The sequence below is a fragment of the Diaminobutyricimonas sp. LJ205 genome, from assembly GCF_009755725.1.
GTDB lineage: Bacteria > Actinomycetota > Actinomycetes > Actinomycetales > Microbacteriaceae > Ruicaihuangia.
The window spans coordinates 793222-804703 of sequence record NZ_CP046619.1 but is presented as its reverse complement, the minus strand read 5'-3'; the positions used below and the strand labels follow the sequence as shown (position 1 = coordinate 804703).

At 68.1% G+C, this 11482-nt stretch carries 12 protein-coding genes; 1 reads left to right on the top strand and 11 read right to left on the bottom strand.

What is annotated here, in order from left to right:
* Positions 1-33: 33 nt before the first annotated feature.
* From GO591_RS03870 to GO591_RS03820, 11 genes are read right to left on the bottom strand one after another with little or no spacing between them, the layout of a single operon-like run.
* The gene (locus GO591_RS03870; RefSeq protein ID WP_198295551.1) at positions 34-687 is read right to left on the bottom strand and encodes a CoA transferase subunit B; all 654 of its coding nucleotides are present in this window, start codon (positions 685-687) and stop codon (positions 34-36) included.
* 2 nt (positions 688-689) lie between these two features.
* A complete protein-coding gene (locus GO591_RS03865) occupies positions 690-1460 on the bottom strand; it encodes a CoA transferase subunit A (RefSeq protein ID WP_157155602.1) in 771 nt (256 codons plus the stop codon).
* Positions 1457-2371, bottom strand: coding sequence for an alpha/beta fold hydrolase (locus GO591_RS03860; RefSeq protein ID WP_157155601.1), 915 nt, complete (start codon positions 2369-2371; stop codon positions 1457-1459). The genes GO591_RS03865 and GO591_RS03860 overlap by 4 nt, the downstream gene beginning before the upstream one ends.
* Entirely contained in the window at positions 2368-3117 is a 750-nt protein-coding gene (locus tag GO591_RS03855) for a 3-hydroxybutyrate dehydrogenase (protein ID WP_157155600.1), read from the bottom strand. The genes GO591_RS03860 and GO591_RS03855 overlap by 4 nt, the downstream gene beginning before the upstream one ends.
* Positions 3114-3773, bottom strand: a complete 660-nt coding sequence (locus GO591_RS03850; RefSeq protein WP_157155599.1) for a TetR/AcrR family transcriptional regulator — start codon at positions 3771-3773, stop codon at positions 3114-3116. Before GO591_RS03850 ends, GO591_RS03855 begins: the two co-directional genes overlap by 4 nt.
* Positions 3770-5359, bottom strand: coding sequence for a class I adenylate-forming enzyme family protein (locus tag GO591_RS03845; RefSeq protein WP_198295550.1), 1590 nt, complete (start codon positions 5357-5359; stop codon positions 3770-3772). The genes GO591_RS03850 and GO591_RS03845 overlap by 4 nt, the downstream gene beginning before the upstream one ends.
* The gene (locus tag GO591_RS03840; RefSeq protein ID WP_157155598.1) at positions 5356-6450 is read right to left on the bottom strand and encodes a branched-chain amino acid ABC transporter permease; all 1095 of its coding nucleotides are present in this window, start codon (positions 6448-6450) and stop codon (positions 5356-5358) included. The genes GO591_RS03845 and GO591_RS03840 overlap by 4 nt, the downstream gene beginning before the upstream one ends.
* Entirely contained in the window at positions 6447-7319 is an 873-nt protein-coding gene (locus GO591_RS03835; RefSeq protein WP_157155597.1) for a branched-chain amino acid ABC transporter permease, read from the bottom strand. Before GO591_RS03835 ends, GO591_RS03840 begins: the two co-directional genes overlap by 4 nt.
* Positions 7316-8053, bottom strand: coding sequence for an ABC transporter ATP-binding protein (locus GO591_RS03830; protein ID WP_157155596.1), 738 nt, complete (start codon positions 8051-8053; stop codon positions 7316-7318). Before GO591_RS03830 ends, GO591_RS03835 begins: the two co-directional genes overlap by 4 nt.
* Positions 8050-8805 (bottom strand): ABC transporter ATP-binding protein, encoded by a 756-nt coding sequence (locus tag GO591_RS03825; protein WP_157155595.1) that lies wholly within the window; start codon positions 8803-8805, stop codon positions 8050-8052. The genes GO591_RS03830 and GO591_RS03825 overlap by 4 nt, the downstream gene beginning before the upstream one ends.
* Before the next feature lie 13 nt (positions 8806-8818).
* On the bottom strand, positions 8819-10024 hold the full coding sequence (locus tag GO591_RS03820; RefSeq protein ID WP_157155594.1) for a substrate-binding domain-containing protein: 1206 nt from the start codon (positions 10022-10024) through the stop codon (positions 8819-8821).
* 150 nt (positions 10025-10174) lie between these two features.
* Between GO591_RS03820 and GO591_RS03815 the strand changes: the two genes are divergently transcribed.
* Positions 10175-11356, top strand: coding sequence for an acetyl-CoA C-acetyltransferase (locus tag GO591_RS03815; RefSeq protein WP_157155593.1), 1182 nt, complete (start codon positions 10175-10177; stop codon positions 11354-11356).
* Positions 11357-11482 lie beyond the last annotated feature (126 nt).

Here is an 11482-nt window from a genome sequence, read left to right as displayed (position 1 = left end):
AACTCAGGGATGGAGCGTCTGGGTGACGGGGGGTCAGGATGCCGCGGCGAGCTCCGCCGGCACGATCAGCGCCGGTTCGGTGGCGTCGATCACGGTCTGCACGTCGACGCCGGGGGCGAGTTCGCGCAGCACGAGTCCTTCGTCGGTGACATCGATCACGGCAAGGTCGGTGATGATCCGGTCGACCACTCCGCGGCCGGTGAGCGGCAGCGAGCACTCGTTGACGATCTTCGCGGTGCCGTCCTTGGCGACGTGTTCCATCAGCACGATCACCCGTTCGGCGCCGTGCACCAGGTCCATCGCACCGCCGGGGCCCTTGACCATCTTGCCGGGGATCATCCAGTTCGCCAGGTCACCGGATGCCGACACCTGCATGGCGCCGAGGATCGCGGCGTCGATCTTGCCGCCGCGGATCATGCCGAAGCTGGTCGCCGAGTCGAAGAACGCGGCGCCGGGCAGCACCGTGACGGTCTCCTTGCCTGCGTTGATCAGGTCCGGGTCGACCTCGTCCTCGGTCGGGTACGGGCCGACGCCGAGGATGCCGTTCTCCGACTGCAGCACGACGGTCACGTCATCGGGCACGTAGTTCGGAACCAGGGTCGGCAGGCCGATGCCGAGGTTGACGTACGAGCCGTCGGTGAGTTCCTGGGCCGCACGGGCGGCCATCTCGGTGCGGGACAGTGCCATGATTATGCTCCCTCGCGAACGGTGCGCTTCTCGATGCGCTTCTCGATGTCATGCCCCACCTGGACGATGCGGCTGACGTAGACGCCGGGCAGGTGCACCTGGTCCGGGTCGATCTCGCCGGGTTCGACGAGTTCCTCGACCTGGGCGATGCAGATCCGGCCGGCCATCGCCGCGACCGGCGAGAACTGCCGGGCGGCCTTGTTGAAGACCAGATTGCCGTGCCGGTCGCCGCGCAGCGCGTGCACGAGCGCGAAGTCGGTGGTGATCGCCTCTTCCAGCACGAACTGCCGCGGGGTGCCGTTCACGTCGAACTCGCGCACCTCCTTCACCGGCGAGGCCACGGCCACTCCTCCGGCGCCGTCGTAACGGCGCGGCAGGCCACCCTCGGCCACCTGGGTGCCGACACCGGTCTGCGTGAAGAACGCCCCGATCCCGGATCCGCCGGCGCGCAGCTTCTCCGCCAGCGTGCCCTGCGGGGTGAGCTCGACCTCGAGTTCGCCGGACAGGAACTGGCGTTCGAACTCCTTGTTCTCGCCGACGTAGGAGGAGGTCATCTTGCGGATGCGCCGGGCGTTCAGCAGCACGCCGAGACCCCAGTCGTCCACACCACAGTTGTTGCTGACGATGTTGAGATGGTCGGCGCCCTGCGCCAGCAGCGCCTCGATCAGGGCGATCGGGTTGCCAGACAGGCCGAACCCGCCGACCGCGATCGATGCCCCGCTGAAAATGTCAGCAACCGCCTCCGCTGCCGATGCGACTTCCTTGTTGATCATGCCGATACCTCCGTGGTGTGGCTGGCCGCGCCGATGCGACCAAGGGCGTCTCGCACGATACCAAGCACGCGCGCTGCGCCACGCTCGGCCATCACGACCGTGTAGTGATTCACATTCTCGGCCTCGTGCGTCGTGAGTTGCGGCATCCGCTCGTCCCACTGCGCCACGAGTTCGGGCGAGTAGAGGGCAATTTCCTGGTCGAGCAGGCCGCGTGCGGCGCGCACGAACTGCACCGGGACGCCGAGCTTCGCGAGCCCGCCGGAGTAGTCGGCGTCTCCGCTCAGCTGCAGGGAGTCCGCGGCGACCGCTTCGTACACGGCCGAGGGGGTCAGTTCCGGGGCCGCTCCGTCGAGGTCGTAGTCGGAGTACTGCTCGATCATCGGACTCCAGTCCGAGGCGAACGCGGGGTGCGCCTTCCAGAATTCGCGGTAGGCCTCACGGCTCTCGAACCGCATCGCCAGGCGTGCGGCGGCCGGCCCGATCAGGGCTCCGGGCAGGTCGGCTTCGGTCACGCCTTCGGGCAGCGGGATCGGGAGTCCGCCGTCGACGAGCACCAGTTCGGCGACCCGGGACGGATGCCGCATGGCCAGGGTCGCCGACACGAACGCTCCCATCGAGTGTCCGAGCACGACCGTGCGGTCGACGCCGAACGCGTCGAGCACCGCAGCCATGTCATCGGCGTGGTTCGGCATCCCCCACGGTCCGGGCAGGCCGTTGCTGCGGCCACGGCCACGCAGGTCGGGCGCGATGATCCGCAGCTCCGGCGCCTGCTCGGCGACCAGCGCCCAGGCCCGGTGCGTCGCGGTGACGCCGTGCACCGCCAAAACGGCGGGCGCGCCATCCGGACCCCAGACACCGACCGTGAGGTCGCCGCCCCGGACCGGAACAGTAGTGGTTCGATAGTTCGTCATCGTGAGCTCCAGCCGCCGTCCATGGTGTACGAAGCACCGGTGACCATGCCCGCGCTTCCGCCGGCGAGCCAGACGGCGAGATCGGCGACCTCGCTCGGCTCGACCAGCCGCTTGATCGCGCTTTCGGTGAGCATCACCTTTTCGAGCACGTCGGATTCCGGGATGCCGTGGATGCGCGCCTGGTCGGCGATCTGCTTCTCGACCAGCGGCGTGCGCACATAGCCGGGGTTGATGCAGTTGCTGGTCACGCCCCGGCTGCCGCCCTCGAGCGCGGTCACCTTGGACAAGCCTTCCAGCCCGTGCTTCGCGGCGACATAGGCGGACTTGAACGGGCTCGCCCGCAGGCCGTGCACCGAGCTGAGGTTGATCACCCGGCCGAAGCCGCGCTCATACATGTGCGGCAGTGCCGCGCGCACCAGCAGGAACGGCGACTCGAGCATGAGGGTCAGGATCAGGTGGAACTTCGCCGGGTCAAAGTCCTCGATCGGGCTGACCTGCTGGATGCCCGCGTTGTTGACCAGGATGTCAACGTCGAGCGAGAGGTCGGCGAGCGCCGCGGTGTCGCTGAGGTCCACCTGCCATGCCTCGCCGCCGATCTCGTCGGCGACGGCCGTCGCGGCGTCACCGTTGAGGTCGGCGACGACGACGTGCGCGCCGGCGGCAGCGAAGGCCCGCGCCGTGGCGGCGCCGATGCCGGACGCGGCTCCCGTGACGAGCGCCTTGCGCCCGCTGAGGTCGGTGGTCATGAATCCTCCTGGTCTGAGATCGGAGCGCCGCCCAGTCCGCTCCGGATGAATCGCATCATCTCGTCGAAGACATGCTGCGGGACGAGCTCGGTGTCTCCGGTGAGGCTGGTGCTGGCGTCATCCGTCTCGGTCCGGGCGCCCCAGAGCACCCAGCGCATGCCAATCATTTCGCCGATGCCCATCAGCATCCAGGCGGCCACGGTCGGGTCCGCGGTGATCTCGCCGGCGTCGTGCGCCTTCGAGAGTCCCTCGATGTAGCCTTCGACGATCTTGGTGTAGTGCGAGCGCAGGGCGCGCGGCGAGACGAACTCGGCCTCGCGCACCACCCGGTACAGCGCAGGATGCTTGGCGGTGAACTCGAAGAACCCCTTGAAGCCCAGTCGCTCGGCTTCGAGCCGGTTGGTCGCCTGTGACGCGGCCTCACTCATCGCGTGCCGGACGCGGCGGTTGAGGTCCTCGACGAGTTCCTCGAACACCTGCAGCTTGCTGTCGAAGTACAGGTAGAAGGTGCCCTGGCCGACGCCGGCTTGCTCGGTGATCCGGACGATGGATGCCTCGGTGTAGCCGACTTCGGCGAACACCTGCTCGGCGGCGTCGAGGATCTTCTGGCGCGTCGCCGACCCGCGGGCGGTGCGTGGCGCGGCTGCGGGGCTCATCGGGTGACCTCCGTCTGCTTGCCTTGGACCTGCTGGTGTTCGGTCTGCTGGCGTTCGGCCTGCCACCACTCGAGCAGCGTGCGGCGCTTCACCTTCGCCGACGATGACCGCGGCAGTTCGGTGACGAAACGCACGTGCCGGGGAACCTTGAACCGGGCCAGCTGGCCGGAACACCACTCGACCAGGTCCTGTTCGTCGGTGACGGTGCCGGGGCGGATGACCACGTAGGCGACGCCGGTCTCGCCCCAGCGCTCGTCGGGCACCCCGACGACGGCGGCCTCGGCGACGGCCCGATGGCCGAACAGCACCGACTCGACCTCGGTGGGCGCGACGCTCTCGCCACCCGAGATGAAGATGTCCTTGATCCGGTCGACGACCTGGAAGTAGCCCTCGGCATCGCGGCGCACCAGGTCACCAGTGTGCAGCCAACCGTCGGCGAGCACCGAGGCGGTCAAGTCGGGGTCGCGGAAGTAGCCGGCGAACACACTCGGGCCGCGCACCAGTAGTTCACCGGTCGCCGGGCCGTCGAGCAGTTCACCGGTGACCGGGTCGGCGATCGCCACCTCGACATGCGGGTAAGGCTTGCCGGCCAGGCCGACCTTAGTGCGGGCGTCCTCATCGGGCAGGCAGAGCACGTTCGGCGATGCCTCGGTGAGGCCGTAACCCTGGGTGAGCGCCACGCCGCGGGCGTGCCAGGTGCGCAGCAGCGGTTCGGGCATCGGGGCCCCACCGACCACGGCGTGCCTAAGGCTCGACAGGTCGGCGTCGGCGAAATCAGGGTGCTCGGCAAGGAACAGGTAGTTCGCGGGCACGCCCATCATGGTGGTGATCCGGCGCTCGCGGATCAGCCGCAGCACTCGGCCGGGTTCGAAGGTGCGCTCGAGCACCACCGTGGCGCCCGTCCACCAGGCCAGCAGGGTCTGGATGTTCCAGCCGCCGACGTGGTAGAGGGGCAACACTGTGAGAACGACGTCGGTGCTCGTGACATCCACCGTCCGCGAGAAGGCCAGGTTGGTCCAGAAGCAGTTCGCGTGCGTGAGCAGGGCGGCCTTCTGCTTGCCGACCGTGCCCGAGGTGAACATCATGAGCAGCGGGTCGTCGTCGCGGACGGCACGGCGTTCGACCACCTCGTTGGTGCGGCGCCGCGGAGCCGGAACGCGGCGTTCGACGCCGTGCGTGCCGAGGCCGGTCACCGGAATCGGATGCGCGAGCCGCTTCCTGCCCGCGTCGGCGACCGACAGGAACTCCTCCTCGATCAGCAGCAGCGCCGGGTCAGCGTGCTCCAGCTGCTCGGCGAGCTCCCTGGGCGACAGCCGCCACGACAGCGGCACCAGCACGAGGCCTGCCTTCGCGCAGGCGAAGAAGAGCACGACCTGGTCGGCGCTGTTGCCCGTCACGGTCGCGATCCGGTCGCCGACGCCGTAGCCCGCGTCGAGCAGGGCACCGGCCAGGTGTTCGGCGCGGTCGTCGAGCTCGCGGTAGCTGAGCCCGACGCCGCGGTCGTCGACCGCGACGCGCGCCGGGGTGGCCACCGCGCGATCGGTCGTCCATCGTCCCAGCGTGTGCAGGCCGTTGGTCTCGGTCACAATGCCGCCTCGTCCCTGCTCTCCAGGCCGACCCGCGTCGGACGGCTGGTGCGCCGGAACCTTCGGGCGATCCCGGCCAATCCTCCGGGGAGGAAGAGCACCACAAGAATAAACAGGGTGCCGAGGATGAACAGCGGTTCCGAGAGCGGAATGCGCAGCACGTCGGGCAGCGCGTCGATGGCATCGGATGACGCGAGCGCGGTCAGCCGCTGATCCAGCAGTGTGTAAACGATGCCGCCGACGACCGCACCCCACCGCGAGCCGACCCCGCCGAGGACGACGATGACGAGGATCGTCAGCGTGAAGTCCGTCGAGGCGTTGCCTGGGTTCGCGCCGCTCTGCAGCAGCAGGTACACCATGCCGACCACCGCGGCCAGGGTCGAGGCGAGCACCACGGCGATGTGTTTCACCGAGAAGGGCTTCAGCCCGAGCACGCTCACCCGCAGTTCGTTCTCGCGCACGGCGACGGCAACGCGGCCGGCCCTCGAGTGTTCGAACCAGGTGACGAACAGGAACACGACAACCACCAGCGCGAGCGCGATCCAGTACATGTTGCGGGTGTTCAACACACCGATCAGGAAATCGGGAACATTCTCGGTTGCCAGTGACAGGCCTTCCTCACCGCCGGTGACCTCCGGGGTGCGGCGGACCCACACCGAGCCGGCCTGCGCGAAGGCGAGGGTGACCATGGCGAACGCGATGCCCGAGACGCGCAAGCTGAGCGCTCCGAGCAGGTAGGCGATGACCAGGGTGGCCACCAACACGAGTCCCATGCCGGCCAGTAACGGCAGGTCGGTGTGGCGCATCACCAAGCCGAGGCCGTAGGCGCCGATCGCGAAGTACAGCGCGTGGCCGAACGAGAGCAGTCCGGCGACGCCGAAGATCACGTGATAGCTGAGCGCGAGCGACGAGAAGATCATCGCCAGCGCGAGCAGCTGCAGAGTCCCCGGCGTGTAAGTCGGGCCGGGCAGCACGCCAGGAATGGAGATGTTCAGCAGCGGCAGGATCGCGAACACGACGACGAGGCCGACGCCGATGATCCACGGCTGCAGGCGCCTCAGTGTGCTGGGGCGGGTGTCTGTCAACGTCATGCCTTGCTCCCGAGAAGTCCGGCCGGGCGAACCAGCAGCACCGCCGCCAGCAGCAGCACCACGACCAGGTCGCCGCTGTTCCAGTAGAAGTTGGCGAACTGCTGCAGCACCGCGACCACGACCGATGCGATCGCCGCACCGGCGAGCGAGCCCAGCCCGCCGATCACTGTGACGATGAAGGCGAAGATCAGCAGTGAGATGCCGATGTGTGGTGACACGTAGCCGAAGTAGTGCGAGGCGAGCACTCCTCCGATGCCCGCGGCGGCGCCGCCGATCGCGAAGACCAGGGTGAACGCTCGTCGCACGTCGATGCCGAGCGCGGTGACCATGGACCGGTTCTCGACACCGGCGCGGATGACCAGCCCGTATCGGGTGAACTTCAGGAAGAGCACGATCGCCAGCAACACGAGCACCGCGGCGGCGATCAGCACGAAGCGGTCGTTCGGGATGTTGGCACCCAGCACCTGGGTGGTCTGCTCGAACCAGGCCGGTCCGCCGATGACGATCGGGTCGACGCCCCAGATCCCCTCGAACAAGGCAACCGTGGCAAGGCCCAGCCCGACGGTGACGAGCACTTGTTCGATATGCCGCAGATACAGCCGTCGGATCAGCAGCAGCTCAGTGGCCGCGGCGATCAACGCGCCGACGACGGCGCCGACCAGGACCGAGAGGGCGAAGGTGCCCCAACTGTTGGTCTCCATCCGCCGGGCGATCTCGAAGCCGGCGAAGGCGCCCAGGGTGAGGAAGGACCCGTGGGCGAAGTTCAGCACGCCCATCAGCCCATAGATCAGCGAGAGTCCGCTGGCGACGAGGAAGTACAGTGCGCCGAGGCCGAGCCCGGTGATCAGCAGCAGGACGACGGTGCTCACAGGCCGGTCTCCTTGGTAGCGAGGTCGTCTTCGCTGGCGCCGTGGACGCCGAGCAGACGAGTGGTCAGGGCATCGTCATCGAGCAGCTCCTGTGCGGAGCCGGTGTGCACCACACGCCCGCCCTCGAGCACGACGACGGTGTCCGCGAGTTGGCGGACGACCTGCAGGTTCTGTTCGACGAGCAGGATCGGCACGGTTGCGGCGGCACGCTGTAGCGCGGCGCCGACTTCCAGCACGATCTTGGGCGCGAGGCCCTTCGTCGGCTCATCAACCAGCAGCAGGCGGTTCTTGTTGAGCAGCGCGCGTGCGAGCGACACCATCTGCTGCTGTCCACCGGACAGGGTCCCGGCCTGCTGACCGGCGCGGGCAGTGAGGTCGGGGAAGAGCTCTTCGACCATGGCACGGTTCGGGGTGGCATCCCGCTCGGCCAGTCGCAGGTTCTCGGCGACAGTGAGCTTTCCGAATACCTCACGGTCCTCGGGCACGTAGCCGATCCCGCGCTGCACGATCTTGTGGGTTGGCAGGTTGTCGATGCGGACTCCGGCGAACTCGACAGTGCCGCGGCGCTCGATCAGTCCGAGGATGGCCTTGATCGTCGACGTCTTGCCGACGCCGTTCCGGCCGAGCAGCGCGGTGACGCCGGTGGCCGGCACCTCGAAGCCGACGCTCTCGACGACCTGTTGCCCGGCGACGCGGGCGTTCAGCGCGTCCACGCGCAGGATGATCTCGGTCATACGGTCTCCCCGAGGTAGGCGCTCTGGACGGTGGGGTTGGCCATCACTGCGGCCGGCGTGTCCACCGCGAGCAACTGCCCGTGGTGCATGACGGCGACCCGGTCGACGAGCCCCAGCACGACATCCATGTGGTGTTCGACCATCAGCACCGTGCGACCTGAATTGTGCACCTGCCTGATCACCTCGCTGAGGCCCGGGACATCCGCAGACCCGACGCCCGCCATCGGCTCATCAAGCAGGATGACGCGGGGTTCCACTGCGAGCAGCATGGCGATCTCGAGCTTGCGCTTGTCACCGTGGGACAGCACGCCGGCGGCGGTCTCTGCGTGATGAGACAGCCCCACCTCATCGAGGCGCTCGCGAGCGATGCGGCTGGAATCGTCGGTCGGTCGCGGGAACTGGAGCAACGAAATCGCTCCGGATGCCGCTGCTTGCGCGGCGAGGCGCACGTTCTCGAACGCGGTGAGCGCCGTGAACAGGCTGGAAGTCTGGAAGGTTCGACCGAGTCCAGCCCGTGCCCGCCGATGGATCGGGTCGGCGGTGACGTTCCTGCCCTCAAGGAGCACCGATCCCTCGGTGGGGGTCAGCACTCCGGAGATGAGGTTGAACAGGGTCGTCTTGCCTGCCCCATTGGGGCCGATCACGCCGAGCATCTCGCCTGCGGGGATCTCGAGCGACACGTCATCGATGATGCGTGCGCCACCGATCTGCAGGCCGAGGTGCTCGACGGCGAGCACGGGCTGGTGGGTCATCTGGTTCGGTTCCTTACTTGGCTGCGGCGACCGGCGGCGCGACGTCGTCGGCGTCGATGACCTCGATCAGCTCGGGGACCCATTCGCCACCGTTCTGGGTGAGACGCGCCTGGTACATGTTCTGCAGCATGGCGTGGTCCTCGGCACGGATGGTCATGGTGCCCTTCGGGCCTTCGAAGCTCCAGCCCTCGAGCGACTCGATCATCTTGTCGACGTCGTCTCCGCCGCCCTCTTCGATCGCCTGCACGATCATCAGTGCGGCGTTGAAGCCATCGGGCGAGAACAGGTCGGCCTTGTGGCCATTGGCCTCGAGGTGCTCGATCATCGCGGCCTCAACCTCGTTGTCGGCGGCACCGCCGTGGTAGTGGTTCAGGAAGCTGATCTTCTCGCCGGCTGCGGCGTAGGCGCCATAGGTGGCGACGTCGCCGAGGCCGGTGACGACCGGGGCAACGTCAAAGATGCCCTGCTGGTCGAGCGCCTGCCACATCGCGCCCGAGGTTGCTCCTGCCCAGGCCACGAAGACGAGGTCCGGGGCGGCGTCGGCGATCTGCTGCGCGAACGGGGTGAACTCGGTGGCGTCCTCGGGGACCAGGATCGGCACGACCTCGGCGCCCTTGGCTCCGAGCACGGCGCTCACACCGGCGCCGTTGCCCTGGCCGAACGCGTTGTTCTGCGCGAAGACGACAACCTTCTTGCCTGCCGGGTCGCCGATGAAGGTACCGGCGGTCGCGACATCCTGATAGGTCTGGCGTCCGGAACGGAAGGTGTACTCGTTGACGCCGGTGACGGCGTCGGCCGCGGCCGGGCCGGAGATGTAGAGCACCTGGTTCTGCGCTGCCTGCTCGGCGAGCGCCAGGGCGATGCCCGACGAGGCGGTACCGGCAAGGATCTTCACACCGTTGCCGATGGCGTCGCGGGCGAGACCCACTGCGGTGTCGGCGTCGCCGGCGTCATCGACGAAGTCGATGTCGATCTCACGGCCGCCGGCCTCGCCGGTGCCGTCCGTGGCATAGTCGATGCCGGCCTCGAATGCGGCGATGTACGCCTCGCCGTATGCGGCGAGCGGTCCGGTCTGCGAGGTGATGACGGAAACCGCCACGGGGGCGAGGTCTTCGCCGGTGCCGGGGTCCTCGGTCGCCGTGGTCGGAGCACATCCGGCCAGGGCGAGGCCGACGGTCGCGATGAGCGCCGGCACCAGGTACTTCTTTGTAGCCCGCATGGTGATTGCCTTTCCTGCTGTCGTAGGAGGATTGTAAGAATGTCTGTGGTGCTAACCTGACAGTTGATTCAGGTTTCAGTAAAGATATGCACCGCGGCGTTGTACTGTCAACATGACGGGCCCGCAACCGAGGCAAAGGAGCCACCGCCCATGTCCACTGATGTTGTCATTCTCTCGGCTGTTCGCACGCCGCTCGGCAAGGTCCGCGGGCAGCTCGCACCGCTGTCGGCCGTCGAGCTCGGCGCAATCGCGATCCGCGCCGCAGTAGAACGCTCGGGTGTCGCCCCCGAAGCGGTCGACGCCGTGATCATGGGCCAGGTGCTGCAGGCGGGCGCCGGCCAGAACCCTTCCCGTCAGGCTGCGGTCAAGGCGGGTCTCGGCTGGGACATCCCCTCGACCACCACGAACCGGGTGTGCCTGTCCGGCCTGTCCGCGGTGATCGACGCGGCTCGGCTGATCCGCGCCGGTGAGGCGAACGTCGTCGTGGCCGGTGGCCAGGAGTCGATGACCAATGCGCCGCACCTGCTGCAGGGCTCCCGGCTCGGCTGGGCGTACGGCACCATTTCGGCCCTCGACCACGCCGCACACGATGGACTGACGGATGCCTACGACGGCATTTCGATGGGAGCCTCCACCGAGCAGCACGTGGGAAAGCTCGGCCTGAGCCGTGAGGAGCAGGACGAGATCGCCGCCTGGTCGCACCAGCGTGCGGCGGCTGCGCAGTCCGCCGGAGTCTTCGACAAGGAGATCGTGCCGGTCGAGATCAAGGGCCGCAAGGGCACCGTGACGCTCACCGCCGACGAGGGCGTTCGCCCCGAGAGCACGGTCGAGACCCTGGGCGGGCTGCGTCCGGCGTTCGCCGATGACGGCACCATCACGGCAGGAAACTCTTCTCCGCTCAGTGACGGCGCCGGAGCCCTCGTGGTTGCCAGCCGTGAGTACGCGGAGGCGAACGGCCTGAGCTGGCTCGCCGTGATCGGCACCTCGGGGCAGACCGCCGGGCCGGACAACTCGCTGCACTCGCAGCCGTCGCGGGCAATCAACACCGCGCTGAAGAAGGCCGGCTGGCAGGCATCCGACCTCGACTTCGTCGAGATCAACGAGGCGTTCGCTGCGGTGTCGCTGCAGTCCACCCGCGACCTGGGCCTGTCGAGCGACGTCGTGAACATCCACGGCGGGGCGATCGCGATCGGCCACCCGATCGGTGCATCCGGAGCCCGTCTGGTCGCACACGCCGCCCACGAACTCGCCCGGCGCGGCAGCGGCAAGGCCGCGGTCTCGCTCTGCGGCGGTGGGGGTCAGGGCGACGCGCTCCTCCTCTACGTGGAGTAGTCCTGAGCGGCGGTTGAGTAGCGCCATCTTTCCGCTGGTTGAGTAGCGCCGCGAGCGAAGCGAGCGCCGCGTATCGAAACCCTGCTCCACGCGAGGGACTTTCCCGGTAGTCCTGCGGGCCTGAGT

Bases quoted from the DNA above. Each gene is read 5' to 3' on its own strand.
- GO591_RS03870 (WP_198295551.1), bottom strand. From the start codon at position 687: ATGGCACTGTCCCGCACCGAGATGGCCGCCCGTGCGGCCCAGGAACTC.
- GO591_RS03865 (WP_157155602.1), bottom strand. From the start codon at position 1,460: ATGATCAACAAGGAAGTCGCATCGGCAGCGGAGGCGGTTGCTGACATT.
- GO591_RS03860 (WP_157155601.1), bottom strand. From the start codon at position 2,371: ATGACGAACTATCGAACCACTACTGTTCCGGTCCGGGGCGGCGACCTC.
- GO591_RS03855 (WP_157155600.1), bottom strand. From the start codon at position 3,117: ATGACCACCGACCTCAGCGGGCGCAAGGCGCTCGTCACGGGAGCCGCG.
- GO591_RS03850 (WP_157155599.1), bottom strand. From the start codon at position 3,773: ATGAGCCCCGCAGCCGCGCCACGCACCGCCCGCGGGTCGGCGACGCGC.
- GO591_RS03840 (WP_157155598.1), bottom strand. From the start codon at position 6,450: ATGACGTTGACAGACACCCGCCCCAGCACACTGAGGCGCCTGCAGCCG.
- GO591_RS03830 (WP_157155596.1), bottom strand. From the start codon at position 8,053: ATGACCGAGATCATCCTGCGCGTGGACGCGCTGAACGCCCGCGTCGCC.
- GO591_RS03825 (WP_157155595.1), bottom strand. From the start codon at position 8,805: ATGACCCACCAGCCCGTGCTCGCCGTCGAGCACCTCGGCCTGCAGATC.
- GO591_RS03820 (WP_157155594.1), bottom strand. From the start codon at position 10,024: ATGCGGGCTACAAAGAAGTACCTGGTGCCGGCGCTCATCGCGACCGTC.
- GO591_RS03815 (WP_157155593.1), top strand. From the start codon at position 10,175: ATGTCCACTGATGTTGTCATTCTCTCGGCTGTTCGCACGCCGCTCGGC.